This window comes from Streptomyces sp. NPDC020958 (assembly GCF_055562175.1).
Genome location: NZ_JBVHFU010000007.1, coordinates 37,791 through 64,504, shown reverse-complemented (window position 1 = coordinate 64,504; position 26,714 = coordinate 37,791). Strand labels below are relative to the sequence as shown.

Sequence of the window (26,714 nt, the reverse complement as noted above, 5' to 3'; positions counted from 1 at the left end):
GGAGTTCACGCCCCATGGTGCATCGCAATGCTCCTCTGACGATCGAGGGTCGGCGCCGTCTCGTTGAGCGGTGCGAGAGCCGACCGATCGCTCATGTCGCCGCGGAGACGGGGATCTCAAGGGCGTGCGCGTCGAAGTGGGTCAACGGCTACCGCTGTCACGGTGAGCTCGGCCTGCTCGATCGATCCTCAACACCGCCCCATCAGCCGACTGCGACGGATGCCGAGGTCGTGGTCCGGATCGGGATCTGCGCCGCACCCAGAAGTGGTCGGCCGCCCGGATCGCGTCCGAACTCCACGCAGACGGGGTCTCGATCAGCCGCCGCACCGACGCCTCGAGGGCACGGTCAGGCACCGACACCTCCAGGCCTCGCACAGCACAACGAACTCCTCCAGGCGCTCCACCAGAACGCGGAGGAACAGAACGTGCCTCAGGCGCCCTCCCACCACGGCTCCATGCCCTCCTCGGCGACGAACTCGTGGAAGTCCATGTTGGCGATCTCCAGGTTGCACACCATCGATCCGACCTCGCGGCATGGAAGGACGGCCTGCTGCCCCGGGCTGTCGTACAGGTCGACGACGGTCAGCGGTCGTCCGGGCTCGGCAAAGGTCCGGGCATCGGCGAGCGCGACCAGCGTGGTGTGCTCGTCGGGCGGGACGAGCGCCGGGACCTGGCCCGGCTGGAGGCCTTCGAAGGCAGGGCTGCTGACGACCAGCGCTGTCAACGGGTAGTGCTCCTCGTCGACCTCGCCCGGGTCCAGGTCCGCGCCGACCCAGCCGTCTGCGTCTGTTCCGCCCAGTTCGCCGAGCAGGGCTTGCCAGCCGGCCTCGTCGTCGAAGCAGGTGCGGACCAGCAGGGCCGCGGCGGTGGAGGGAAGAGGCGGGAAGGACCGGTGCGGCGGTGTCGACGTGGGTGTGGGGAAGGCCGGTCGGCCGCCGTCGCCCTGGTACGTCCCGTACCGGTCCATGTCGCGCACCAGGTCGTCGAAGGTGAGTGCGCCGTCCAGCAGGCCGGCGAGGATCTCGCCGAGGCGGCCCGACGATATCCGGACACCTCGGCCGGGTATCACCGCCAGGTCCACCAGCAGTGGGCCGTCCCCGCCGTACACCACCGGGATGTCCGCCATGACGGCGACCGGCGGCACGGGACTGCTGCCGGGAACGAGCGCCGGGATGTTTCCCCCGTGCAGATGGTCCCACGCGTTGTCCTCGACCATGCGCAGCCGCACGCCGCTGCCCTCGAGGACGAGCCCGTCGTCTTCCCGGCGGGCTGCGATCTCGTCGAGGAGCCCTCCCCACAGCGCCCTGTCGTCCTCGTAGCACGTGCAGACCAACAGCACCTCACCGGGCGCGGGCTGCGGAAACTCGGGAAATGACATCTCTCTCCTTACGGCGGTGTCAGATGAGTTAGGTGGCGGCGGGGGTGGCGAACTCGTCGGGGGTGGCGAGGCGGGCGATGAGGGGTACGGCCGACCCGTTGGAGTTCCTCGTCGTGGTCGATGCTCCGGAGTCTGCCGCCGCGCCGGGGCAGGGCCAGCTGCTCGCGGAGCAGGGGCAGTGCGGGTGCCGCGAGAGGGCCCATGCGGTCCAGGCAGCGGACAACGTGGTTGGCCGTCGCGGGGTTCTTGGCCATGGCCTGCAACAGGGCGTTCAAGACCGCCGGTGCCTCCGCCTCGCCGCCGACCTCCCAGAGCGCCGCCGCGCAGTGCACCCGCACCCATTCGTAGTCGTGCGTCAGGAGCTTGCGCAGGCGCGGCAGGGCGGCGGATGCGGGCGGCCCTATCTCGCCGAGGAGATCCGCCGCATCCCTGGTGTGGTCGTCGAGGAGGCCCAGCAGAAGCGGCATGACCTCGGGCAGGTCACCGCCCACGGCCCACAGGGCGGTGACGACGGCGGGGCGTACGTGTGCGTCGCTGGCGGTGCTCAGCGACCGGATCGTGTCCCGTGCGCCGGCCGCTGCCCGGCCGAACGCCGCCAGCGCCTTCAGCGCTGATCGCGTGATGCCGTGCTGATCATGGCGTATCGCGGTACCGAGGGTGTCCACCACCACAGTGACCGCGGCCGGGTCGCCGAGTGTGAGCAGGGCGGCGAGGATTGCGTTGGCGCTCATCTCGTTCCGCTGCTGGGAGAGGTCGATCCGGCGCAGGTGGTCGCAGATCCGGGGTACCAACTCGCCAGCAGCCTGCGGCAGATGCCCGGCGACCTGGATCGCCCGCCAGGCGTCGACGCCGCTGTCCAGGCCTGCCAGCAGACTCGGCAGCGCGCGTGCGTCGCCCAGGCGTGCCAAGGCCCGGACGGCCTCTTGGTGGCTCCTGCGCACGAGGGCATCCGGTGCGGCCCACACGTTGGGGCCGTGCGCCGCGCGTTGAGCGTCGATGCGCGCGGCGAGTGCCTCTTGGGCCGGGGCGGCGATCGGGTGGCAGGCTTCCAGGACGGCCGCAGCCTCGGCGGCGACCTCCTCGTTGGTTGCGGAGAGCTGGTCGGCAACGATCAGGAGGAGGCGGGTGTGGTCCCCGCGCCAGGTCCGCATCAGCTCCCCGCTCATACGCACCGCGTCCAGGCGCGAGCCGGGATCGGGGCTGCACAACTGCTCGGTCAGCACCGCGGTGCGCTCCAGCACCCGGGCACCGAGAACTTCATGAAACGTCCGCAGCAGTGTGGTGGTGGGTGCGAACACACGCGTGCGCCGGTCGAGATCCTCGAAGGCGGCGACAACCTCGGGCGCAACGGTGTCCGCGGATGTGACCGGACGGTTCGGGCCGGGCGCGATCGGCCGCACAGGCAGGACGCGGGCGCTCTCGCGCAACAGGCCGAGGGCTGCCGGCACGACGTCCTCGCCGATCGCACCCGGAGCGCAGCGGGCCCGGTGGATCAGGGCCGCGAGCCGGATCGCCGGGCCCCCGGCGGGGTCGGCAGCGAGCCCGGCAAGCCAGTCCATCACCTGGTGGGCGGCCGCCGGCAGGCGCAGTGCCAGGGTGGCAGCCGCCTCCATGATCCGCAGCCGTGCCACGACACTGTGCTCGGCGGCCAGCCGCTCGCGCAGTACTGAAGCGGCCCGGTCAGCGTCGTCAAGGAAGAGACCCAGGCCGGGAAACGCGGCCAGGCGTACGTCCGGGTCTGCGTCGCGGGCGAGGTCGGCGAACTCCCCTCCCCGCTCGCGCAGGAAAGCGATGGCCTGCCCGAAGCCTGTCGGCGGGTAGTACTCGATCTCGGTGCCGTCGTCCGCGAACCCCCGCTCCAGGGACTCCCGGCCGATGCTGACCAGCAGCGCCACCACGGCCGACCGCCCAGGCGCGGCGCCATCGGCGACCAGCTCGAACAGGAAAGGGAGAGCGGCTGCCGTGGACGGGTACACGTCGCCCTGGTGGTGAACCGCACCGTAGAAGCGATCGAGGGCCGTGCTGCGCTCCCCGGTATCCGGGGAGCGCAGCGCCCGCAGCAGCGCCGGTACCTCCTCGGCCGAGCCGTACGCGTGCTCCATCGACGCCCAGTCGATGTCATGAAGTCCGTCGAACATGATCCGAACCATGCCAGGCACCACTGACAACAGCCGTTCCCGTAGAACGGGCTGAAGGCGGGAGGCGCCCCGCTGCCCTCCGCCGGCTCGAGGAACGGCACGATCATGTTCACGCGAGAGGCAGTTGCCCCGTACCCCGCCTACCGGAGGGAACGGGCGGTCAGGGTCACAATCTCCGCGCCGCCAGGGAGGTGCAGAAGCGGCTTGTGCGGGGCGGGGAGCAGCAGGCGCGGATGACAGTCGCGGGGACCGGTGACGGGAACCGATCCAATCCCCCAGGTGAGGGCCCCTGATGGGCCCTGCCGTCCTGCTCCTGCGATGGCGGGGCCCGCCGCCCCTCCCGGCCTCCCCTGGTTCGCGGACCGGACGCAAAAGGCCGGCGCCCAATCCGCGAGCGCGGGTGGCAAGGGCGCCGGCCACCGGACAGCACGCGTGGCCGACGTTGCCCAGACGAGCGATGGCTACTGAACGTGAAGTACCAGAGTTCCAGGGAGTGGTTTTCAGGGGCGAAAGGTGCGGCGGTAGGCGTCGGGTGGAACGCCGACGCTGCGGTGGAAGTGGCGGCGCAGGGTGGTGGCAGTGCCCATGCCGGTGGCCGCAGCGATGGCGTCCACAGTGGCAGTGGTGGTTTCCAGGAGTTCCTGGGCGTGGCGGATCCGTTGGGTGTGGAGCCAGTGCAGGGGTGTGGTTCCGGTGAGGTGTTTGAAGTGGCGGGCGAGGTGGCGTGAGCTCATGCGGGCCTGGCGGGCCAGGTCCTCCACGGTGAGTGGCTGGTCCAGTCGCTCCAGTGCCCAGGGGAAGAGGTCGCCCAGGGGGTGGTTGTCGGGCTCGGGCAGGGGGGTGGAGATGAACTGGGCCTGGCCGCCGTCGCGGTGGGGTGGGATGACCAGGCGGCGGGCGATCTTGTTGGCGTTGGCTGAGCCGTGGTCGAGGCGGACCAGGTGCAGGCACAGGTCCATGGCGGCGGCCTTGCCCGCGGAGGTGAGGACGTCGCCGTTGTCGACGTAGAGGACGTCCGGATCGACGGTGGCCTTGGGGTGGCGCCGGGCCAGTTCCCGAGTGTGGGCCCAGTGGGTGGTGGCGCGTCTGCCGTCGAGGAGCCCGGCTGCGCCCAGGACGAAGGCGCCCGTGCACAGGGAGGCGACGCGGGCGCCGGCCGCGTGGGCTGCGCGCACCGCCTCGACCAGGTCGGTGGGCGGTTCGCGGTCGGTGTCGGCCCAGCCGGGGACGATCACCGTGTCCACGCGAGTGAGGTGGTCGAGTCCGTGGTCGGGTTCGAGGTGGAAGCGGCCGACGCGTACCGGGCCGTTTCCGCAGAGGGAGAAGTCGTACCAGGGGTTCACGACGTGCGTCAGGTCGGCCCCGAAGACCTCGACGGCCACGGACAGTTCGTAGTGGAGCATGCCGTCGGTGACGGCCAGCGCGACGGTGGGCATGTCCGAAACTGTAGGTGCCATGTCGTTTCCGACGCTCGTGCGGGGTGCTGCCGCGAGGCCAGGATGGGGTGTCAGGCCGCGGCGGATCGACGACGCAGCGGCATTCGAGTGCACGGGAGCAGTCTCATGGGGTCAGGTCAGCTGGTGGCGGTGTTCGGCGCGTACGGCCACACGGGGAAGTTCGTGGTCGCTGAGCTGGCCGCACGCGGGTTCGTCCCGGTGCCTTCCGGCCGCAACTCGCAAGCTGTGCAGGAGCTGGCCGACGAGCACGGTCTTGAGGCCCGAGTGGCATCGGCCGACGATGCGACGTCGCTGGACCGGGCCTTGGCGGGAACAGTGGCGGTCATCAACTGCGCGGGCCCCTTCGCGACGACCACCGGCTCCGTGATCGAAGCCGCGCTCCGTGCGAAGATCCCCTACCTGGACGTGGCTGCCGAACTCGAGGCGAATCTCGACACCTTCACCCACTACCGCAACCGGGCCGAGGAAGCGGGAGCGGTGATCATCCCGGCCATGGCCTTCTTCGGAGGTCTCGGCGACCTGCTGGCCACCGCTGCGATGGGCGACTGGACGAAGGCCGACGAGGCACACATCGCCTACGCGCTCAGCAGCTGGCACCCTACCGCCGGCACGCGCCTGTCCGGTGCCGTCTCCCGCGAGCGGCGCGGCGATGTCCGCCTGCGCTACCACGGCGGACAGTGGGAGCGGCGCACCGACGCCGCGCCCACCCTTCAGTGGACCTTCCCGGAACCGACAGGAGTCCGGGAAGTGATCGGGGAGTTCACGATGGCGGACGTCGTCACCGTCCCCCAGCACCTGTCCATCCCCGATGTGACCACCTACATGACCGCTGAGGCGGTCCGCGACGTCGCCGCCCCCCACACACCTGCCCCAACCGCCAGCGACGAGAGCGGGCGCTCGGACCAGACCTTTCTCGTTGACGTCATCGTACGCTCGGGCGGAGCCGAACGCCGAGCCACGGCCGGCGGCCAGGACATCTACGCCGTCACCGCGCCCCTGGTCGTCGAGGCCCTCGACCGCGTCCTGACCGGCCGCACCAAGATCGTCGGCGTCGCCTCCGCCGGCGCGATCTTCGACGCCCCTGACTTCCTGCACGCACTGACCCCGCACATCACCCTCGACCTCCACCCGCACAACACCTGAACGCGACGCTCCACGACGCAAGACGATCCCGGGATTTCCGGAAGGGGACGCTCAGCAAAGCCCGTTCTCGGGTTCTGGTCCAAGTTCTGTGAGGTCGGGTAGATCCTCAGCGTTCGAGCTCAGCGAACCCGGAGAACCGGCGAGCTCACCCCCGACCAGCGCGCCGACACCTTCGCAGCCTTCGCCGCCGCCGACACCGCGATCCTCGCCAACGCCGTCTGATCGCCGAAGGGGTCGTGAGGAACGTTTGGCGTTGGGCTGAGCATGGACGCGCACCGTCACCGGCAGGTGGCCGTCGGGCGGCGCGGGACATCGTCGCGCCACTCCGCCGCGAACGCGCGGGCCGGGTTACCGGTGAAGATCGCGGCGGCGATGTCGGGTCCAAGTTCCTTCTCGATCCGTGGGCGCAGGCCGCTCAGCAGGAACGGCATGCCCGGACCGTCCGCGGTGGACCTGGCCGCCGCCGTGACGGTGTCACCCCCGAGCAGGACCTGGTCGACGTGACCGGCGTCGGCGAGGGCGGCGAGGGAGTCCAGCAGTCGCCAATCGGTGGCGTGGTGGGCCCGGGAAGGGCCGTCGAACGCCAGGAAGGCGCCCGTCTCCGCGGCCTGCCGGTGGACTGTGGCGTCGGGCAGTCGCTGCAGGTGTCCGAGGATCACCCGTCCCGGTTCGACGCCGTGCGATCCGCACAGGAAGTCGAGTACGTTCAGGGCGGCGGTCCCGGCCTCCAGGTGGACGGCGATGGGTGCGCCGGTGGCGTGGTGCGCCTCGGCCGCGGCGGTCATCACGTGCCGGGCGTGGTCGTCCAGGCGGTGATAAGCCCCGGCGACCTTGATCAGTCCGGCCCTCACGGGGGTCTCGGTCAGCTCGTGGACGAACAGTTCGGCCAGTTCGTCCAGCACGCGTTTCAGATCGCCGGGGTCGTAGTGTCCCGCCTGGTGCAGTCCGGTGGCGGCGATGACGTGGACACCGGAGCGCCGCGACAGACCGGGGAGTTCCTCGGCTCGGGCTCCCATGTTCCAGGGTGTCCACTGGGCGACCGCGCGGCCGCCGAGCGCGGCGAAGGCGTTGAGTTCGGCGAGTGCGGCGTCGACGTCGTCCAGCTCCTGGCCCGGCAGCAGGGGCGAGCCGAGGAACAGGTGGTCGTGGGCGTCGCAGGTGCCCAGCTCGCCGGGCGGGATGTCCCCGAGCACGGTCCGTACGGCGAGACTCGTCACGCGCTCTCCTGCTCGGCGGTGGCCAGCGCGTCCGCGGCCACCCGCAGCCCGGCCAGTGCCTTGGGAACGCCGATGTAGGGCGCCAGATGAACGAAGACCTCGACTATCTGCTGCCGGGACATCCCGAGTCTCAGCCCGGTCCTGACGTGTCCGCGCAACTGCGGGTCCACCCCGCCGAGTGCGGTCAGGGCGGCCAGGTTGACCAGCTGCCGGTCGCGCAGCGACAGCCCCTCGCGCTGGTAGGTGCCGCCGAACAGGGCGGTGACGATCCAGTCGGCGTATCCCGGGGCGAGCTGCTCCAGTCCCGGCAGGGTGGCCTCCTGGGTGGCGTCGTCCTGGAGGAGGTCCAGCAGCCGGTATCCCTCGGCGCGGTCCAGGCGGCTCGGTGTCAGGCGCTCTGCCAGCGCGGGGTCGGTTGTCACGGTCGTGCCCTCCCATGTCGTAACGCTTCAAGCGTTACCGACGATAGCAGCAGTAACGGATGAAGCGTTACGATGTCGTCATGGTCAAGGAGGACAAGTTCGCGTTCCGTTTCGACTGCGGCGCCGTCTGGCTGAACCTGCTCGCCACCCGGGGCCGCACGTTCAGCGCGGAACCCGTGGAGCGGCTCGCCACCCCCGCCCGGCTTGCCGAATGGCTGGAGCACTGCGAGCTGTCCCCGGCCCGCACACCGGACCAGGCCGACCTGGAGGAGTCGAGGCACCTGCGGGAGACCCTGCGCGCCCTGGCGCTGGCGACGGTCGACGAGCGGACGCCGCCCGCGGACGACGTGGCGGACCTGGCCGCGTTCCTCGCAGCACACGACGAGCCGATCGACCTGACGGCGGCCGACAGGCTGCGACGCCGGCCCCCGGCGACGACGCTGCACGCCCTGGCCCGCATCGCCCGTCAGGCCGTGGACCACCTCACCGGCTCGGACCGGCTGGCACTCAGGAGCTGCCCGGAACACGACTGCAGAGGCGTCTTCATCGATCCGCCCGGCCGCCGGCGTTGGTGTCCCTCCCCGGCCTGCGCGAGCCGGGGCAGAGTCCGGGCCATGCGCGCCCGCCGCAGCGCCACCGCAGCCTCGGAGAACGCGGCAGGCTGATCGGGAGTTTCATGAATCATGAAAATCAGGTGACAGCCCTTTCGGAAGGGTCATCTGATGGACACGAAGATCGGTCACCTGATCGAGGCCCTGTTCCCGTACAGCTACGGCGAACGCTTGGCGGCCGATCTCGCCCCGGTGGCTGCGGCCCGGTCCAGCAGAGCCTGCAACGGGCCGGCCTCCTCGCCCGTGGTTGCGGCGGGGCCGGGGCGGAGCATCGCCGGTGGTGATCCGAGTCCCAGTGCGTCTCCTCGAGGACGCGGACATCGTGGCCGACCGCGCGGATGCACGGCCGGCTGGCGGAGTGGGAATCGCGTGGTCACGCCCTCACGGGGTAACGGATAGCAGGAGATCCCGGAAGGGCCGTCGGCTGGAAGGGCTGCCACATGGAACGCGCCGACTGGCTGCTCACCCCCGCTCAGCGGGGGAATCCCGCGTCGCGGGTGGACCGCCGTCATGCTGACGGTACGGCGTGGTCCACGGGCAACGACGTCCGCCCCCTGGTACACGGGGCGGTGTACTTCGCCGAGCTGCTCGCGGCCATACGGGCGCAGCGCGCCGGCGACATAGTGATGTTCACGGACTGGCGGGGTGACCCTGACGAGCTGCTGGATGGTCCGAACAGCGCTATCGGCGACGTGTTGTGCGACGCCGCACGCCGGGGTGTCGTCGTGAAGGGGCTGGTGTGGCGCTCGCACCTGGATCGGTTCCAGTTCAGCGAGCAGGAGAACTATCACCTGGGGGAGGAGATCGAGGAGGCGGGAGGGGAGTGCCTGCTCGACATGCGGGTGCGGCCGGGTGGCTCGCACCATCAAAAGTTCGTGGTGCTGCGCCACCCGGGTCGGCCCGAGCGGGACGTCGCGTTCGTCGGCGGGATCGATCTGTGTCACAGCCGCCGGGACGACGCCGTCCATCAGGGTGACCCGCAGGCGCAACGCATGGCCGATGCCTACGGTTCCCGTCCGCCCTGGCATGACGTCCAGCTGGCGGTGCGTGGGCCCGCCGTGGGCGATGTCGAGGCCACGTTCCGTGAGCGGTGGACGGACCCGGCTCCGCTCAGTCGAAGCCCGCGCAGCCGGCTGCGGGCGGCACTCCGGGGCGAGGACACCCAGGCGGATCCGCTCCCGGTACAGCAACCCGACCCGGGCCCCCGCGGTTCCCACACGGTCCAGATCCTGCGCACCTACCCGAATCGCCGCAGGGGCTATCCGTTCGCCCCCGACGGTGAACGCAGCATCGCCCGCGCCTACATGAAGTCCCTGCGGCGGGCACGCCGGCTGATCTACCTGGAGGACCAGTACTTGTGGTCAGAGAATGCCGCCCAGCCGTTCGCTCAGGCTCTCGCAAATCATCCGGGCCTGCGGATGATCGCCGTCCTGCCCCCACTGCCGGACCAAGAAGGGCGGATCAGCACACCGATGAACCTCCTGGGCCGGATCCGCGCCCTGGAAGTCCTGCGACAGGGCGGCGGTGACCGGGTGGCCGTCTACAGCCTGGAGAATCACGCCGGGACGCCCGTGTACGTCCATGCCAAGGTCTGTGTCATCGATGACGTCTGGGCCTCGGTCGGCTCCGACAACGTCAACCGGCGCTCCTGGACCCACGATTCGGAGCTCAACTGCGCTGTCCTCGACGAGACCCGCGACCCCCGCGAACCGACGGACCCCGGCGGCCTGGGGGACGGCGCCCGCGTCTTCGCGCGCGAGCTGCGGTTGTCGTTGAATCTCGAACACCTTGACCGTGACAGGGACGAGGAAGCGGCCGCACTCTGCGACCCCGGCCGCGCCTTTGCGGCCTACGCCGACTCTGCCGCCGCTCTGGACGCGTGGCACGACGGCGGCCGCCACGGTCCACGACCGCCGGGACGGCTGCGCACCTATCACCCGCCGCATCTGTCCCGCATCACCCGGGCCCTGACCGACCCGCTCTACCGTGTCGTCGCCGACCCCGACGGCCGACCGCGCTCCCTGCGTCGGCGGAGTGCCTACTGACAGCCCCCGGAGGCGGACCCAGGCAGGACAAGCCAGGCATACGCCAGTTCAGAACCCCGGGCGGGGGAATGCGACTGTCCGACTGCGAGCCGTGGCAGAGGACGGTCCTCCGCAGCGAGAGCTGAGAGGTCGTCGGCGAGAGCAGCGAGCTGGTCCTCGGATTCGGTGCGGCCGTTGGCGGCCGGGGCACGGGTGAGATACGCCAGGGTTTGCTCAGGGGTGAGCAGGCCGACCCTGACCAGTTGCCGGCCGTTGCCAGGCCAGGGCGGTGTCCCTACGCCGGGTCGTGGCCGGCGTGAACCCGCTGGGGCCGGCCGGTGGCCAGAGCCCCTTCACATCGCTGGGGTCGCCGATAGCGTCCAGCACGACCAGCCACCGGCACCGCCGTCTGCGCGGCTTCGGTTCCGGCCAGGCCAGTAACTCCCCTGCGGCCGTTTCGGCGTCGCTCGCGTCGGCGGCCAGAAGTTCGGCGCCTGCCTGGGCATAGCCCGCGACGATCGCGCTGCGGGTGCCCGCCGTGACCGACACCAGCACGTCCAGCTCGCTCGTACTCCAAGCAGTGCGGGCGTGAGCTGCGGCGAGCTGGGTCTTACCGACCCCGCCCATCCCTGCCGGCACCCCGCCCGCCGGTGAGGGCTGGGCGGATTCGACAACGACGGTCCCGCCGCCGGACAGGAGGCCGGCCAGCCGTGCCGTCTCGGCCCGGTCCCGGAACCACGGCGCGCCGGGGGAAAATCACCCCGACCTGATGCGACCAGGACGCCCTTTCCCGGGCAGCGGCGTAGAAGTGGACTTGATCGGCGTGACCGAAGGCCATGCCCCCGCGATCCGCCGGGATGCTCTTTCCCGACGAGGAAGAAGCAGCGGGTGCGGCTGCGGGCGTGCTGTCGGAAGCGGGGCCGAGTCGGCTCAGCCCTGTTGCGGGCGCGGCTGTTGAGGGTCCGGCGGCGGCGTCCCGAGGGTCACATCACCCATGGACCAGGCGGCAGCCGAACCACGGTCGGCGCGGATGGAGACGTTGCCGGCGACCGCGCCCGCCCCGTCGCCTGTGGCAGTGACTGCGCGGCCCTGCTGTTTCAGTTCTTCGAGTCGGTCGACAGCGGCCTGCAGGGTCCGGCCGAAGTCGGGGTCGTCATCGGCAGCGTCCTCAAGGGCAAGCTGGACACGCTGTCGGGTCCGCTTCGAGGGCTCCTGCCCGGACTGGCCTTCCAGGGTCAGCCGCTCAAGAGAGGGATCGCCGCCGAGCTTGCCCGCGACCAGCTCGTGCAGGCGGTCCATGCCCGCGTCCAGGGCCTGGTCGACCTCCTGGTCGGCGCGGCCGGCCACACGGCGGCCCTTGCGTACCGCCCACGCGGCCAAGTACCCGACCACCAGCTCAATCCCCGTCACGAAGCCCCCCCGTAATCATGTCGACCCTGTATCGGACCGTATCGCCAACATCCCCACCGCACCCGGTAAATGACGAAGCCGGGCAGGCGGCCGGCCTGCCCCGCTGGAGAGGGTGACAGGGGCCCGTTCTTCTCGTCGGGTCTCACCGCTTGCGCCGAGGCCAGAATTTTTGACCTCCGCGCTCACCTCGCTGAATTAGGCCGAGGCGGCCTGCGAGGGTGAGGCGCAGGCGCGCTGCGCGCCGGTGAGTCGCTTCGTCACCCGCTCACGCTCAGCCTCCCCACCTACTCGCGGACGGCGACCGGGCGGCGTTGGCGCCGCCCGAACCGACGCCGACGCCGCTACACCCACACCTCGAGCGTGGCCACCGCTCGCTCGAACGAGTCGGTCGTCGCTCCGGCAGCACCCAGCGTTCACTCGCCGACGCCGCTGCCGCTCTGCTCGACGCACACCCCGGCCTTCTCGCAGACTCCGACGACGCGTGCGGCCACGGACTCACCGCCGCTGACGAAGTCCCGGAGCCCAAGACACCCTGCCGAAAACCGGTTTGCCCAGCTCATGGACGAGCGACTTCTCGCACTGCTCCGCTCCGTCCTGTCCGTCCACGGCGCCATCGCCTTCCGCAACGGCCGCGGCGGCACCGCCTCCTCGGCGGGCAAGGCGCAGCTCGCCGAGATCAAGGAGGACCTGGCGGTGCAGCAGAAGTGGTTCGGCTGGCCATGCGATGTGCACGATCACCCAGTTGACGGCACGTCAGTCAGTCCGGCGATCTGTCTGCGGCCCGCCGCCCGACCGGCATACGATCGGCCCGAAGTCTGCAGCCGACACCGAGGGGGCGCCGTGCCGGACCGAACAGGTGGACAGGAACGGTCGGCAGATGGCCGCCCGGCGCAGACCAACATCAGCGCGATCGGCCAGAGCGTCGCCGCTCACACAATCCACGGCGGCGTCCACCTGCACCAGTCGCCTCGCGAGCCCGTCCAGTGGCCGCAGGTGGTCGGCCGCATCCCGGCCCGCGCGGACATGTTCCGCAACCGTGCAGAGGTCGCGGCGCTCGCCGCGGCGCTCGCCGCCGACGGCGCCACAGGTGCCGTGCTCAACGGGCTCGCCGGAACTGGGAAGACGCAACTCGCCGCCGACTACGCCCACACGGGCCGCGCCGACGGATCGCTGGACTTGGTCGTGTGGATCACCGCGAACAATGCCACGGCGGTCGCCAGCGGTTACGCCCAGGCCGGCCAGAAGATCCTCGGTATCGCCCCCTCCGAGCCACAGCGGGCCGCAGACGAGTTCCGCGAGTGGCTCGAACCTCGCCGGGACGACCGACCCTGCCGGTGGCTGGTCGTCCTGGACGACGTGACCGACCTGTCCCAGCTGCGCGACTGGCTACCGCCCGAAAGCCCGCACGGCCGCACACTGATCACCACCCACCGCCGCGACCCCGCCCTCCGTGCATCCCACCGGCCGACCATCCAGGTGGGAGCCTTCAACCCCGCCGACGCCGTCGACCACCTCGCACGCGTCCTGGCGCTTCACGACCGCGTCGAACCGGCGACCGAGCTGCGCGCTCTCGCCGCCGATCTCGGACACCTCCCGCTGGCCCTCACCCAGGCCGCTGCCTACCTGGCCGAGGCACAGACCAACTGCGCCGACTACCGGGAGAAGCTGGCGAAGCGCGGTGACGCCCTCGCCGTGCTGGCCCCAACGATGCTCCCGGACAAGCAGGCGCGGACCGTTGCCGCCGTCTTCGCCCTGTCCATCGAACGCGCCGACCATCTCCAGCCCGCTGGCCTGGCCCGGGAACTCCTGCAGGTCTCCGCGTTCCTTGACCCCAACGGCATCCCGGGCGAGGTGCTTGCCGGGTCTCCCGTGCTCGGCCACCTGAGCAGCCGCCGTAACAACGCCGCCTCCCTCCACTGGGTGACCGCCGAGGAGGTCGCCCTCGCGCTCGGCGGCCTGCACCGGCTCAGCCTGATCGACTACACCCGCGACGACCCGCGCCAGACCGTCCGGGTCCACCAGCTCGTCCAACGCGCAGCCCGCACCGGGCTCTCCGCCGCCGCACACACCTGGCGGGTCCGGGTCGCAGCCGACGCCCTGGTCGCCGCCTGGCCCGAGCTGGAGACCGACCCAGGCCTCGCCCAGGCCCTGCGCGCCTGCGCCACCGCACTGTTCGGCCACGCGCAGGACGCGCTCTACCGCACCGACGCCCACCCGCTACTGCTCCGCCACGGCCGTAGCACGGACGGTGCCGGACTACCCGTCGAGGCGCTCGCCCACTTCACCCGCTACATCGACACCGCCCGCCGCTGCCTGGGTCCGAACCACCGCGACACCCTGACGGCTCGCTACCACGCCGCCGGCTGCCAGGGACGCGCCGGAGACCCACCCGCCGCGGTCGAGGCGCTCGCGGAACTCCTGGAGGCCCAGACCCGCGCCCTCGGAGCGGACGACGTCGACACGCTCAGAACGCGCTCCTCTCTTGCGATGCTCCGAACTTACAACGACCAGGGTGAGGAACTCGGGGAACTGCTTGCCCTCCTGGAGGACCAGGTGCGGGTCCTGGGCCCGGACCACCGCGACGTGGACGACACCACGCGTCGGGCCTTCATCCTGGCAGCCGAGCTCGGACACCGAGAGCAGGCCATCATCCAGCTGACTCAGCTGCTCGCCAGTGAGGAGGAGAGATTCGGTGCCGACGACCCTGCCACCCAGGCCACCCGGGAGGCACTCGCGGCCCTAGGAGCCAGGGGCGAGCCGGCCGCGTCCGATTCCGGTCTGACAGAGCTGGCCGAGGTGCTGGAGGACCAGATACGAGTGCTCGGTCCGGACCACCGCGACACCCTCGCCACCCGGCGCAAGATCGCCCTGGTGGTGGGCAACGCCGGACGGTACACCGAGGCCGTCGACTCGCTCGTCGAGCTACTCGGTGACGAGACTCGTGCGCTCGGGCCGGACGACCGCGACTCTTTCGCCACCTGGTCCATGATCGGGCTGTTCCGGATGCAGTCGGACGGACCCGCGGCCGGCGTGGAGACATTGCGAGAGCTGCTCAGCCGGCAGACCCGGATCCTCGGCCCGGACCACATCGACACCCTCAGCACCCGTGGTGACCTCGCGGACTGGCTGGGCTTCGCGACCCGCGCGGCCGACGCGGTGGTCGCGGAGGCTCAGCTGATCACTGACCTGGTCCGGGTGGTGGGCCCTGACCACAAGACGACAGTCGGCGTGCTCGGCGAACTCGACGACCGGCAGCGTCGAATCCGCACCAAGCGCGAGCTGGCGGAAACCGTGCGCGGGTCCTACGAGACGATGGTGGCCATCGTGGGGCCGGCGCATCCCAGCGCGGTGCAGGCGGCGAGCCAACTCGCCCAGCTGCGAGCTGAGGAGGGCGATCGGCAGGCCGCCGCGACGGCGCTGGAACAGGCGCTGGCAGCCCTCGTCGAACGCCTGGGCCCCGACCATCCGGCGGTTGCCGTCGTGCGGGCGAACCTGGACTTCTGGCGGGAGGCCTGAGCACGGCGGCCGGCTCACCCGCGACCGTGCCGAAGGGGCAGGCCTCGGTCTGCCACGGCCGGGGCCAGGCAGTCACCGTGACCGTCGCCGTCCTGCTGCTGACCGGCTCCGTCCCGCTCGTCGGGTGCGCCCCGGGCTGGCATCAGAGCGGCACCTGCCCCTGGGCCCGGGCCGGTGCCGCTCGCCGACTACTTCGCACATCGAGAACCAGCCATCTTGGAAACAGCCAGCTCTCATAGGTCGGCTTCAGTTCATCCCTTCGCATCTGTTGGCATCTGTCGGTTGCGTCTCTGGAAGTGGTGTACCGGTTCCCACCTGATCCGGGTGTTTGTCCCGGCGTCGGAGTGAGGGTCCGGATATGAGAACGGCCACCGGCTGATCTTCGAGATGTCTAGGCTCGAAGGAGATCAGCACGATGACCGCACCAGACAGTCTGCCCCTGCACGCTCTCGCCGAGGACAACCTCGCCGCGGCGAGTCCCGATCTGCTGCGCGCGATGGTCAAGACGTTCGCCGACGCGCTCATGTCCGCGGAGGCCGATGCCCTCTGCAATGCCGAATACGGGCAGGTCAGCGAGGAACGCGTCAATCACCGCAACGGTTATCGCCCGCGCGAGTGGGACACCCGCGCAGGGACCGTCGAACTCGCCGTCCCGAAGCTGCGGCAGGGCAGTTACTTCCCGCACTGGCTCCTGGAACGCCGCCGGCGGGCCGAGCAGGCCCTCATCTCGGTGGTCGCCACCGCCTACCTGCTCGGTGTGTCCACCCGCCGCGTCGAGAAGCTCGCCGAGTCCCTCGGCGTCACCCAGCTGTCGAAGTCCCAGGTCAGCGCGATGGCCAAGCATCTGGACGATCAGGTCACCGCGTTCCGCAACCGGCCGCTCGATGCCGGGCCCTACACGTTCGTCTGGGTGGACGCGCTGAGCCAGAAGGTCCGCGAGGGCGGCCGCATCATCAACGTCCACGCTCTGATCGCAGTCGGCGTCAACGCCGACGGACACCGCGAGATCCTCGGGATCGACGTCGCCACGGCCGAGGACGGTGCGGGCTGGCTCGCCTTCCTGCGCTCCCTGACCGCCCGCGGCCTGTCCGGTGTCCAGTTGGTCGTCTCCGACGCGCACACCGGCCTGGTGAACGCGATCGGCGCGGTCCTGCCCGGCGCATCCTGGCAGCGGTGCCGCACGCATTACGCCCGAAATTTGCTGAGCCAGGTCCCGAAGTCCGCTCAGCTGTGGGTGGCCACCCTGCTGCGGACCGTCTTCGAACAACCCGACACCGACGCTGTCCAGGCCCAGATGCGGCACGTTCTGGATGCCCTGGAAGCCAAGTTCCCCAAGGCAGCAGCCCACTTGGACGCCGCTCAGCACGACCTGCTGGCCTTCACCGCCTTCCCACGCGAGATCTGGCGGCAGATCTGGTCCAACAACCCACAGGAACGGCTGAACAAGGAGATCCGACGTCGCACCGACGTCGTCGGCATCTTCCCCGACCGCACCGCGCTGATCCGCCTGGTCGGCGCCGTGCTGGCCGAGCAGAACGACGAATGGACCGAGGCCCGCCGCTACATGGGACTCGACCTGCTGGCCAAGGCCCGGCTCCACCCGATCGAGTCAGAAACCGACGAGACCGTCCTCCCGACCGAACTCACCGCAGAGCCTCAAAACGAGATCACCGAGTGGCCGGCGATACACCACTCCAGCGGACGTGACCCATCTGTCTCCATCTCTTTTCGTCTCTACCGCCTGCTGAAGCGGTGACCTGGCTGGGAAGTTGTCCGTGCAGGCGCGATGGTTTGTCGGGGCCGTCTACCGTGTCTTGAACGTCGCAACTAGTAGGGCTTGGTCAGGTTCGTAGTGGTGTGGGTATGTCGCGGTGGCAAGTGGGGCAGGCTCCGGCCCAGGTGGCGAGGAGGGTCTGTAGTTCCCGGACGACCTGGTAGAGGCTCAGACCTGCACCGCTTCTTTTGGGTCTTGTGCCAGCCGTTGCAGCGTGCAGAAGGCGTGGGCGGCGGAGACGAGGGTGACGTGGTGATGCCAGCCGCCCCAGGTGCGGCCTTCGAAGTGGGCAAGTCCCAGGGCCTGTTTCATCTCGCGGTAGTCGTGCTCGATGCGCCAGCGCAGCTTCGCCAGCCGCACCAGCGTGGACAGCGGTATCCCGGAGGGCAGGTTCGACAGCCAGAACTGCACGGGTTCGCTTTCGTCAGCGGGCCATTCGGCCAGCAGCCACCGCTCGGGCAGCTCAGGATCGTCGCCCATCTTGCGGATGCCGCGTCCGGCCGGGCGGATCCGCAGGGCGACGAACCGCGAGTACATGCGCTTGAAGCCACTTTGGCCCTTGCCCGGCCGGGAGCCTTCCCTCCAGGACACCGGCCGCGCGGCCGTCCGGCCGGCGGCGATGACCAGGTCCTTCATGGTCTGCGCGGGCTCGGGGTACTGCATTGCCGGTGGCCGGCCGGTGCCCACGTAGGCGGGCTGGACGGGCCGGGCGTCGGCCGGATGAGCGGTGTGGCGGGAGGAGATACCCACCGCATAGGGCAGGTTGCGTTCTTCCAGGCCGTGGCGGAAAGCGGCGGCATCCCCGTAACCGGCGTCCGCGACGACCAGGGGAACATCGATGCCCCACGACCAGGTCTCATCAATCATGTCCAGGGCAAGCTGCCACTTCTCCACATGCCCCACTCCTGCGGGAATGCCGCAGCGGATGCGGCGGGCGATCTTGTCCGGGTCCGCCTCCGAAGAGGCCGGATCCCAGGACGCGGGCAGGAACAGCCGCCAGTTCACCGCGGCCGAGGCATGATCCCGAGCCAGGTGCAGCGACACTCCGACCTGGCATTTGGTGACCTTGCCCGCGGTGCCGGTGTACTGCCGGGACACACACGCCGAGGCGTCCCCGTCCTTCAGGAAGCCGGTGTCGTCGACGATCAACGCCTCCGCCCCGATCGCGTCCTGCATCCTCCAGGCCAGTCGGGCCCGCACATGCGCCGGATCCCACGGGCTGGAGGTGATGAAGTGAGCCAGGGCCTGCCGGTTGCCGTCCTCACCGAGGCGGGCCGCCATCGGTTCAACCGACTTGCGCCGCCCGTCCAGCAACAACCCCCGCACATACGCCTGCCCCCACCGCCGCTGATCCGCACGGAAGAACCCGTCGAACAACTCTGCCGCGAATGCCTCCAGGGCCTCCCGGACCCCGGTCATCTCCTCAGGGGTCACACCAACCCAACGACACCCAAGCACCAACAGACACGCCACTCACGGATGAAGATGACCAAGCCCTACTAAGGGCCTGCAGAGAATTAACTTGCTGGTTCGCAGACTTGACTTCGCAGGTCAGCGCGTCACGAGTCCGCATGTTGTTCTTCTGCAGGCCCTAACCTAAGTGGCTGTTGTCGTTCCGATCCTGAGCGGCGGCGGTCGAACGGAACGACAACAGCCACTGACGGGTTGGGAACCCCCGATTGTGGACCTACGCTCTGAACCATGCACCCGGCACCCGCAGCAGCGCCCCGCCCGGCGCAGGTGTTCTCGACAGCGCACCTGCCGCCGGCGGAGCGGCTGCGGGCCTGGGAGACGCACAACGCCGACGCCCTGATCGCCTTGAGGTGCCGCACGCCGGGCGGCGAGGACTTCCGGGCCCGTGAGGACAACCTCGACCTCGGGCGGGTGCGTCTGGCGCGTGTGCGCACCACGGCGCACGTGGTCGAGCGTCCTGCCGACCTCATCGCACGGCGGCCCACGGGCTCCGTCGCGATCTACGTCTCCCTGCGCGGGGAGGCCCTGTTCCAGCAGGGCGGCCGGCGGCAGGTCGTCCGCCCTGGCGACGTCCTGGTCTGCGACGCGGACGGCAGCTTCGTCCGCGGGTTCGGCCAGGGGCTGGACGAGCTGGCAGTGCGCGTGGACCGCGGTGCGCTGCCGGACGGTGTGCAGGTCGGGGAACCGCTCGTCGTCCGGCGTGACGAGAGCAACCCGTACGGCCGCGCGCTCGCCCGTCTCGTCGGACGCGCCGTCGGTGTCGAGGGCGCGACCCGGCCCGACGAGCAGGCCCTCGTCGATCTCGCGTCCGTGCTCGTGAGCGACGGGGCCACGCGTCGGCCCGTCATCCACCGCGCGCTCGCCTGCGCCCTCGTCGAGGACCGACTGCACGATCCGCGTCTGTCGGCCCCCGAGGTCGCCGGCGCTGTCGGCATCAGCGTCCGTCAGCTGACCCGCGTCTTCGCCGACGCGGGCACGACGTTCCCACGGTACGTGCTCGGCCGGCGCCTCGAAGTCGCCTACGGCCTGCTGACCGGACCGGCCGCCGCCGAGGTGCGCACGGCGACGGTGGCGACCAGGTGCGGATTCAGCTCGGCCGCCCACTTCTCGCAGACCTTCCACACCCGGTTCGGCATCACCGCGGGCGAGTTGCGCCGTACGGCCGCGAAGCGGGACTGAACTCAAGCAGGCGACAACGGGCGCCACAGCGACGAAGCGCCCTCGAAAGAGCCGCGTCATACGGATTTCGGCCGTCCTCCACCCCGTCCCGCCCGATGCGGTCGCGGCCGGGGGCACGCTGCCTTCAAAGCTCAGCGAGAAGAAGGCGAGAGGCCCCGTGCCCGAGTTCAACGACGGTCAGCGAGAGACCGGACTCCCGGCATCGTCGCACGTAGAGACCGATGTCCTGATCGTCGGCTCCGGCCCGGCCGGCGCCTCGGCGGCGCTGTTCCTGTCGACCCTGGGGATCGACAACATCGTGATCACCAAGTACCGGTGGACCGCGAACACGCCGCGGGCGCACATCACCAACCAACGGGCGATGGAGATCTTCCGCGACATGGGGATCGAGGACCAGGTGCTGGCCGACGCCACCGGCCACGACCTCGTCGGTGACACCGTCTTCTGCACCTCCATCGCGGGCGAGGAGATCGGCCGCATCCACACCTGGGGCACCCGGCCCGACCGCGAGGCCGACTACCGGCTGGCCTCGCCCTGTCTCACCGTCGACATCCCGCAGACCTATCTCGAACCGATCCTCGTCAAGAACGCCACCGTCCGCGGCACCCAGACCCGTTTCTCCACCGAGTACCTCTCGCACACGCAGGACGACACGGGCGTCACCGTCCGGGTCCGTGACCGGCTCACCGGCCAGGAGTACGACATCCGTGCGAAGTACCTCATCGGCGCCGACGGCGCCCGCTCCCGGGTCGCCGAGGGCATCGGCCTGCCCTACGAGGGCGCGATGGACATCGCCGGTTCGATGAACATCACCTTCAAGGCCGACATCGAGTCCTACGTCGGCCACCGGCCCTCGGTCCTCTACTGGGTGATCCAGCCGGGCGCCAATGTCGGCGGTATCGGCGCCGGCCTGGTCCGGATGGTCCGCCCGTGGAACGAGTGGCTCATCGTGTGGGGCTACGACATCGACTCCGAGCCCCCCGTGGTCGACGAGGCCGAGGCGATCCGCATCGTGCGGCAGCTGCTGGGGATCCCCGACCTCGAGGTCGAGATCACCGGCACCAGCCTCTGGGGCAACAACGAGATGTACGCCACCCACCTGCACAAGGGCCGTGTCTTCTGCGCGGGAGACGCCGTCCACCGTCACCCGCCGAGCAACGGCCTGGGCTCCAACACCAGCGTCCAGGACTCCTACAACCTGGCCTGGAAGCTCGCGGCCGTGCTGCGCGGCCAGGCCGGCCCGTCGCTGCTGGAGACGTACTCGGTGGAGCGGGCGCCCGTCGCGAAGCGGATCGTCACCCGCGCCAACAAGTCCAGCCGCGAGTTCGTCGACATCTTCCAGGCCCTCGGCGTCCTCGACGCCAAGGACGAGGACGAGATGCGGGCCCTGATCGAGGAGCGCAAGGCCAACACCCCCGAGGGCGCGGCCAAGCGGGCCGCTCTGGTGGCGGCGATGGAGACCAAGAACTACGAGTTCAACGCGCACGGCGTCGAACTCGGCCAGTTCTACGAGTCCGCGGCCGTCGTCTCCGACGGCACCCGTCCCGCCCCGAGCCGGGACGAGGACCTCTATCACGTCATGTCCACCAGCCCCGGCGCGCACCTCCCGCACGCCTGGGTCGGCGACAACGTCACCAAACTCGCCCTGATGGACCTGGCGCCGTACACCCGCTGGACCCTGCTCACGGGCATCGCCGGTGAGGACTGGGCCGGTGCCGCCGAGAAGGTCGCGCAGGACCTCGGCATCCCGCTCGAAACCGTGGTGATCGGCCCCGGCCGCGAGGTGACGGACCTCTACTACGACTGGGCCAAGCTGCGTGAGGTCGAGGAGTCCGGCGCGATCCTGGTGCGCCCCGACAAACACGTCGCCTGGCGCTCGATGAGCCTCGCCGACGACCCCGAGGCGGCCCTGCACGGTGCCCTCGCCCAGCTCCTCGGGAAGGCGTGACCGTGCGGTTCACCCACGAGACCCTGCCGCAGCGGGTCGTCTTCGCCCCCGGCGCGGCACCGGCCGCGGTGGCCGCCGAGGTGGCCGCGCTGAAGGCGACGAAGGTGATGCTCGTCGCCGCACCGGGGGAGGCGGCTCTCGCCGACCGTGTCGGCGCGGACCTGCCGGTGGCCGTGCGCCACGACGAGGTCGTCATGCACGTCCCGGTCGACGTCGCCGAGCGCGCCCGGAAGGCCGCGACACAGGGTGCCGTGGACGCGCTGGTGTGCGTCGGCGGCGGCTCGACGACCGGCCTGGCGAAGGCGGTTGCGCTGACGACCGGCCTGCCGATCGTGGCCGTCCCCACCACCTACGCCGGTTCGGAGGCGACGAACGTCTGGGGCCTGACCGAGGGCGAGGTGAAGACGACCGGCGTCGACCCGCGGGTCCTGCCGCGCTCGATCGTCTACGACGCCTCGCTGCTGTCGAGCCTGCCGGTGGAGATGTCCGTGGCCAGCGGACTCAACGCACTGGCCCACTGCGTCGACTCCATGTGGGGGCCGCGCGCCGACCCGATCGACCGGGCCCTGGCTGCCGAGGGCATCCGCGCTCTGGCCCAGGGCCTGCCCGCCGTCGCCGCCGACCCCACCGGACTGGAAGGGCGCGAACAGACGCTGTACGGCGCCTACTTGGCCGCCGTCGCCTTCGCCTCGGCCGGCTCGGGCCTGCACCACAAGATCTGCCATGTGCTGGGCGGCATGTTCAACCTGCCGCACGCCCAGACCCACGCGGTGGTGCTGCCGCACGTGCTCGCCTTCAACGCCCCGGCCGTACCGGAGACCGAGCGGCGCATCGCCGAGGCCTTCGGCAGCCCCACCGCGTCGGCGGGGCTCAGGGCACTGCGCGAGACGCTCCATGCCCCCCACGCCCTGCGCGACTACGGCATGCCCGAGGACGGCATCGCCCGGGCGGTCGCCCCCGTCCTGGCCGCCGTCCCCGTCGGCAACCCCACTGCTGTCACCGAGGAGAACCTGACCGCGCTGCTGCGCGCCGCCTGGGAAGGAAGTGCCCCCGTATGACGCTCCACGATGTGTCCTTTGAGCAGGCGGCCCGGGAGGAAGACCTGATCGCGCGCGTACAACGCTCCTTCGACGCCTGCCAGGACCCCCGTCTGAAGGAGCTGATGCAGGGGATCGTCAGGCACCTGCACGCCTTCCTGCGCGATGTCCGCCTCACCGAGGAGGAGTGGAACAAGGGCATCGAGTTCCTCACCGCCGTCGGCCAGCTGACCGACGACAAGCGCCAGGAGTTCATCCTGCTCTCCGACACGCTCGGGGCGTCGATGCAGACGATCGCCATCAACAACGAGGCCTACGGCGACGCCACCGAGGCCACCGTCTTCGGCCCTTTCTTCGTCGAGGGCTCCCCGAGGATCGAACCGGGCGGGGACATGTCCTTCGGTGCCGCCGGCGAGCCCTGCTGGGTCGAGGGGACCGTCTGCGACGCCGACGGCACCCCGATCACCGGGGCGAAGATCGAGGTGTGGGAGGCGGACGAGGACGGGTTCTACGACGTTCAGTACGACGACGACCGGGTGGCCGCCCGCGCGCACCTGTTCACGGAGGGCGACGGGAGCTACCGCTTCTGGGGCGTCACTCCCACGCCGTACCCGATCCCGTACGACGGCCCCGTGGGCAGGATGCTGGCGGCGACCGGCCGCTCACCGATGCGGGCCTCGCACCTGCACTTCATGGTCGAGGCGCCCGGGTGCCGAACCCTCGTCACGCACATCTTCGTACGGGGCGACGAACTGCTCGACTCCGACACGGTCTTCGGTGTCAAGGAGTCGCTGGTCAAGGACTTCGACCGGCGTCCGGCGGGCACGCCGACACCCGACGGGCGGGCCGTCGACGGCACCTGGACACAGGTCCGCTTCGACATCGTCCTCGCCCCTGCCGACGGGCGGGGATGACCGGGTCCGCGGCAGGGTCGTGCCTGCCTGAGACCTGCCGGACGTCGTGCGCATGACGGCCGTGGGGCGTGGCCTCTTCGCTGCCCGGCCACGACGGTGCCGTCGCCGCCAGGCAGGTGGAGCGGGTCCGTCGCAGCCACCGACACGCAGTCGACAGGCGTCGCGGTGGCGACCAAGTCGGCCCAGTCGGAGTCGTCCGGCCCTGACTCGGTCCCCCCCCCTGCAGCCGTTGCACGATCACCCGCTTCTCCGGCTTGTGCCCGGCGAGTTCGGTCGCGCGGTCCAGCAGCGGCTTGTACGGGATGACCTGCTTGCCCTCGATGCCGCAGGAGGCGGAGACGACCATCTTCGGGGCGGCGTCGTCGATGCGGACGGCGGGTTCGGGCGCGACGAACCCGCCGAACATGAGCGAGTGGATGGTGCCGATGCGGGCGCAGGCCGGCATGGCGACGGCCGCCTCGGGGATCACCGGCATAGAGATGACCACCCGGTCGCCGTGCCCCACGCCGAGGTGCTTCAGGCCTCCGGCGAAGGATCGGCGCCTCCTGCCCTGCCTGGCCCTCTGACCTCGCCGCCATCGCGGCCGCCGATCCGCGCCGCTGTTGATCCACTTGTCCCACGCCACCGGGAGCACCCGAACGGCCGCCCGGGGTCCCGCAGCCGACGCACTCCGGAACCCTGGACGACCTGGTCAGGGCCCGCATGGTGACGTGCGTCGCGGTGCGGTGCAGGTCGTGCAGAGCCCGCCGCCGGGGACTCAGGCTCTGGTACTCGGCCGGCGTGAGCCGCGGCGCGGGATCGAAGGTGCCGCGGATCCTCCGCCACTGCTGCCAGCCCTCCCATTGGGTACGGTCCGGCGGCGGACCGGCCCACACGCCGTCGCGGGTGCCGGGCATGTTGCGACGCACAGCAGCGCCGCCCTATGCTGCACCACGCCTGGCCCCACCTGATCCGCCTCATGGAATCGACGCGGGACCCTGAGGGATTCGCACGACTGCGGCGTCACCTCGCGGCGTTCGACCCACCGCCACGAGCTTCGGCGGGCAACCTCGCTCTTCACTGCATCGCGGTCCTCCTGGCAGTCAAGAGCGGCCTGGTCCAGGAGATCGTGCCCGGCGACTGCGTCGAACTCCTCGACGTCCAGGACACCACGCACCACGACGGCGGCCAGGGCAAGCTCCTGCCCTACCATCTTCTCCACACAGCCAGGATCTTCCCGGCCGACGCCCCGCCAAGCGTTCGCTGATGACCAGACGCATCACCCGAAGGTCTTCCCGCAGGAGCGGACAGCCCGCCTCCCGCGAGGCCCACCGGGACTGATCGTTCTCAAGTTCACGGTCGGCAACTCCACCCGGACCGGCCCGAGGTCCCGGACCGGCACCAACTATCCCACGGCATCACCGGCTTCGTTCCCTTCCAGCCCCGGCAGGATGAGCACATGCTCATCGTGATCAGCGGACTGCCCGGCACAGGCAAGACAACTCTGGCGCGACTGCTGGCCGCGCGCATCGACGCGGTCCACCTGCGCATCGACACCATCGAGCAGGCCATCGTCCGCGCCGGCCTGGCTCAGCACCCCGTCGGCCCCGCCGGCTACGTCATCGGATACGCCCTGGCCGAGGAACATCTCCGGCAAGGACTCACCGTGATCGCGGAATCCGTGAACCCCCTGGCTGTCACCCGCGACAGCTGGCAAGGCGTGGGCAATCGGGCAGTCGTCCCCGTCGTCGAAGTGGAAGTCATCTGCTCGGACCCGGACGAGCACCGAGACCGCGTGACCACGCGGTCGAGCGACATCCCCGACCTGTCACTGCCCAACTGGCAGCAGGTTCTCCAGCGCGACTACGAACCGTGGAACCGGGAGCACATCGTCATCGACACAGCCGGGCAAGACCCGCAACAGTCACTTGTCCTGCTCCTTCACCGTCTTGATCACGCCCGGCGGAAGCCACGCAATCCCAGCGCCCATCGGGCCCCAAACGGAGCGGGGTAGACCCTGGAGACCGTCCGTTACTCCAGCACCGCACGAAAGGCGCGCTCGCCGATGCCGCGCATCAGTGGGTTGTCCGCCGAGTGCGACAGGAAGACCAGGGACAGGGCAAGCGCCCATCCGCGGGCCCGCTCCCATGTTGCGTCGTCCGCGCGGCCGTACGCCTGTCGAAGGGCAGCACGCTGCTCCGCGGTGAACAGCGTCCAGGCCACGGACAGGTCGGTGGCGGGATCGCCGGAGGTGATGTCACCGAAGTCGATCACGGCGCTGATTCGGCCGCGATCAACCAGAATGTTCGCCGGGTGCAGATCCCCGTGCAGCCACACCGGCGGCCCGTCCCAAACGGGCGCAGCGGCGGCCGTTTCCCAAATCTGCAGTGCGGTGGCACGGTCGTCCAGATCAACATGTGCCAGCCCGGTCAGGACGCCCTTGGCACGTCCGGCAAGCGGAATCCCGCGAGCTGGGTTGAAGGGCGCCTCCGAAGGGGCTGGGGCGTGCAGCGCATCCAGAAAACCGCCGAGCGTCGCCGCTGCCGACCAGGAGTCGTCGAGCTCTGATCGCGCTGCGATCCGGCCTGGGAAAAACGGCACGACACTCCAGGACCACGGGTACTGAGCCGTCGGCTGCCCGATACGCACCGGCGCCGGCACAGGCAACGGCAGGTGGTCGGCCAACTCCGGCAACCACTGCTGTTCGTGCGCAACGAGACTGGCGGCCAGGGCACGCCGCGGTAAACGGACGAGGAACTCCTCGCCAAGCCGACATACAAGGTTGTCCCAGCCGTTGGCCAGCACCTCTACCGGTAGGTCCGCCAGGTCGGGGTGCTGTTCGTCGAGTAGACGGCGCACCAAGTCGACAGAGACTGAAACCTCCGCGGAAGGCATTCGGTGAGCTGTCACAGCGAGAACTCTACGGCGGTGGCCCGGCTCGCCATGTCATGCCCGGCTCAGGAACAGGCTCTCACCGGCAAGGAGAAGAGCGGAGCGCCGCCTCCTATGGTTACACCGCCGCATGGCGGAAGCCGAGTACGACCATCTGTTATCTGGCGTTGCGACGGTGAACGGAAACATTTGCGCTGGTGAC

19 protein-coding genes and 2 pseudogenes are annotated in these 26,714 nt (G+C 70.3%); 12 read left to right on the top strand and 9 right to left on the bottom strand.

What is annotated here, in order from left to right:
• Nucleotides 1–14: 14 nt before the first annotated feature.
• Nucleotides 15–328, top strand: a pseudogene (locus ACZ3KP_RS21755) (helix-turn-helix domain-containing protein); the annotation flags it as partial.
• Nucleotides 329–430: 102 nt separating this feature from the next.
• Here ACZ3KP_RS21755 and ACZ3KP_RS21750 read toward each other — a convergent pair.
• The 3 genes from ACZ3KP_RS21750 to ACZ3KP_RS21740 all read right to left on the bottom strand — a co-directional run bounded on the left by ACZ3KP_RS21750 (nt 431) and on the right by ACZ3KP_RS21740 (nt 4,952).
• On the bottom strand, nt 431–1,378 hold the full coding sequence (locus ACZ3KP_RS21750) for a DUF6924 domain-containing protein (RefSeq protein ID WP_467501318.1): 948 nt from the start codon (nt 1,376–1,378) through the stop codon (nt 431–433).
• An 8-nt stretch (nt 1,379–1,386) separates the two neighbouring features.
• Nucleotides 1,387–3,516, bottom strand: a complete 2,130-nt coding sequence (locus ACZ3KP_RS21745; RefSeq protein WP_467501317.1) for a HEAT repeat domain-containing protein — start codon at nt 3,514–3,516, stop codon at nt 1,387–1,389.
• Nucleotides 3,517–4,016: 500 nt separating this feature from the next.
• Nucleotides 4,017–4,952, bottom strand: a complete 936-nt coding sequence (locus tag ACZ3KP_RS21740; RefSeq protein ID WP_467501316.1) for a helix-turn-helix domain-containing protein — start codon at nt 4,950–4,952, stop codon at nt 4,017–4,019.
• 126 nt (nt 4,953–5,078) lie between these two features.
• Here ACZ3KP_RS21740 and ACZ3KP_RS21735 point away from each other — a divergent pair, with 126 nt between their 5' ends.
• A complete protein-coding gene (locus tag ACZ3KP_RS21735) occupies nt 5,079–6,116 on the top strand; it encodes a saccharopine dehydrogenase family protein (RefSeq protein WP_467501315.1) in 1,038 nt (345 codons plus the stop codon).
• A gap of 278 nt (nt 6,117–6,394) precedes the next feature.
• On the opposite strand, the gene ACZ3KP_RS21730 is transcribed toward ACZ3KP_RS21735, so the two are convergent.
• Both ACZ3KP_RS21730 and ACZ3KP_RS21725 read right to left on the bottom strand, forming a co-directional pair.
• The gene (locus ACZ3KP_RS21730; protein WP_467501314.1) at nt 6,395–7,333 is read right to left on the bottom strand and encodes a phosphotriesterase family protein; all 939 of its coding nucleotides are present in this window, start codon (nt 7,331–7,333) and stop codon (nt 6,395–6,397) included.
• Nucleotides 7,330–7,755, bottom strand: coding sequence for a carboxymuconolactone decarboxylase family protein (locus ACZ3KP_RS21725; protein WP_467501313.1), 426 nt, complete (start codon nt 7,753–7,755; stop codon nt 7,330–7,332). Before ACZ3KP_RS21725 ends, ACZ3KP_RS21730 begins: the two co-directional genes overlap by 4 nt.
• An 80-nt stretch (nt 7,756–7,835) precedes the next feature.
• On the opposite strand from ACZ3KP_RS21725, the gene ACZ3KP_RS21720 reads away from it, so the two are divergent.
• Entirely contained in the window at nt 7,836–8,420 is a 585-nt protein-coding gene (locus tag ACZ3KP_RS21720; protein ID WP_467501312.1) for a CGNR zinc finger domain-containing protein, read from the top strand.
• Nucleotides 8,421–8,806: 386 nt separating this feature from the next.
• Complete coding sequence (locus ACZ3KP_RS21715; protein ID WP_467501311.1) at nt 8,807–10,411, top strand: phospholipase D family protein; 1,605 nt, start codon at nt 8,807–8,809, stop codon at nt 10,409–10,411.
• A gap of 909 nt (nt 10,412–11,320) precedes the next feature.
• Here the strand turns inward: ACZ3KP_RS21715 and ACZ3KP_RS21710 are convergent.
• Nucleotides 11,321–11,800: a hypothetical protein gene (locus tag ACZ3KP_RS21710; RefSeq protein ID WP_467501310.1), complete on the bottom strand. Its 480-nt coding sequence runs from the start codon at nt 11,798–11,800 to the stop codon at nt 11,321–11,323.
• 558 nt (nt 11,801–12,358) lie between these two features.
• Here ACZ3KP_RS21710 and ACZ3KP_RS21705 point away from each other — a divergent pair.
• Both ACZ3KP_RS21705 and ACZ3KP_RS21700 read left to right on the top strand, forming a co-directional pair.
• Entirely contained in the window at nt 12,359–15,316 is a 2,958-nt protein-coding gene (locus ACZ3KP_RS21705) for a tetratricopeptide repeat protein (protein WP_467501309.1), read from the top strand.
• A 415-nt stretch (nt 15,317–15,731) separates the two neighbouring features.
• Nucleotides 15,732–16,967: pseudogene (locus tag ACZ3KP_RS21700) on the top strand (IS256 family transposase); the annotation flags it as partial.
• A 291-nt stretch (nt 16,968–17,258) separates the two neighbouring features.
• On the opposite strand, the gene ACZ3KP_RS21695 reads toward ACZ3KP_RS21700, so the two are convergent.
• Nucleotides 17,259–18,509, bottom strand: coding sequence for an IS701 family transposase (locus tag ACZ3KP_RS21695; protein WP_467501308.1), 1,251 nt, complete (start codon nt 18,507–18,509; stop codon nt 17,259–17,261).
• 282 nt (nt 18,510–18,791) lie between these two features.
• Here ACZ3KP_RS21695 and ACZ3KP_RS21690 point away from each other — a divergent pair, with 282 nt between their 5' ends.
• From ACZ3KP_RS21690 to ACZ3KP_RS21675, 4 genes are all read left to right on the top strand, one after another.
• Nucleotides 18,792–19,742 (top strand): AraC-like ligand-binding domain-containing protein, encoded by a 951-nt coding sequence (locus ACZ3KP_RS21690; RefSeq protein ID WP_467501307.1) that lies wholly within the window; start codon nt 18,792–18,794, stop codon nt 19,740–19,742.
• A gap of 157 nt (nt 19,743–19,899) precedes the next feature.
• A complete protein-coding gene (locus tag ACZ3KP_RS21685) occupies nt 19,900–21,690 on the top strand; it encodes an FAD-dependent oxidoreductase (protein ID WP_467501306.1) in 1,791 nt (596 codons plus the stop codon).
• A gap of 2 nt (nt 21,691–21,692) precedes the next feature.
• Nucleotides 21,693–22,748, top strand: a complete 1,056-nt coding sequence (locus ACZ3KP_RS21680) for a maleylacetate reductase (protein WP_467501305.1) — start codon at nt 21,693–21,695, stop codon at nt 22,746–22,748.
• On the top strand, nt 22,745–23,641 hold the full coding sequence (locus tag ACZ3KP_RS21675; protein WP_467501304.1) for an intradiol ring-cleavage dioxygenase: 897 nt from the start codon (nt 22,745–22,747) through the stop codon (nt 23,639–23,641). The genes ACZ3KP_RS21680 and ACZ3KP_RS21675 overlap by 4 nt, the downstream gene beginning before the upstream one ends.
• Here ACZ3KP_RS21675 and ACZ3KP_RS21670 read toward each other — a convergent pair.
• The gene (locus tag ACZ3KP_RS21670) at nt 23,523–24,128 is read right to left on the bottom strand and encodes a hypothetical protein (protein WP_467501526.1); all 606 of its coding nucleotides are present in this window, start codon (nt 24,126–24,128) and stop codon (nt 23,523–23,525) included. The genes ACZ3KP_RS21675 and ACZ3KP_RS21670 overlap by 119 nt on opposite strands.
• A 471-nt stretch (nt 24,129–24,599) precedes the next feature.
• Here ACZ3KP_RS21670 and ACZ3KP_RS21665 point away from each other — a divergent pair, with 471 nt between their 5' ends.
• Together ACZ3KP_RS21665 and ACZ3KP_RS21660 are read left to right on the top strand one after the other, a co-directional pair.
• Entirely contained in the window at nt 24,600–24,887 is a 288-nt protein-coding gene (locus ACZ3KP_RS21665; protein ID WP_467501303.1) for a hypothetical protein, read from the top strand.
• A gap of 192 nt (nt 24,888–25,079) precedes the next feature.
• The gene (locus tag ACZ3KP_RS21660; protein WP_467501302.1) at nt 25,080–25,634 is read left to right on the top strand and encodes a P-loop nucleotide/nucleoside kinase family protein; all 555 of its coding nucleotides are present in this window, start codon (nt 25,080–25,082) and stop codon (nt 25,632–25,634) included.
• A gap of 17 nt (nt 25,635–25,651) precedes the next feature.
• On the opposite strand, the gene ACZ3KP_RS21655 is transcribed toward ACZ3KP_RS21660, so the two are convergent.
• Nucleotides 25,652–26,530: an aminoglycoside phosphotransferase family protein gene (locus ACZ3KP_RS21655; protein ID WP_467501301.1), complete on the bottom strand. Its 879-nt coding sequence runs from the start codon at nt 26,528–26,530 to the stop codon at nt 25,652–25,654.
• Between the last annotated feature and the right edge of the window lie 184 nt (nt 26,531–26,714).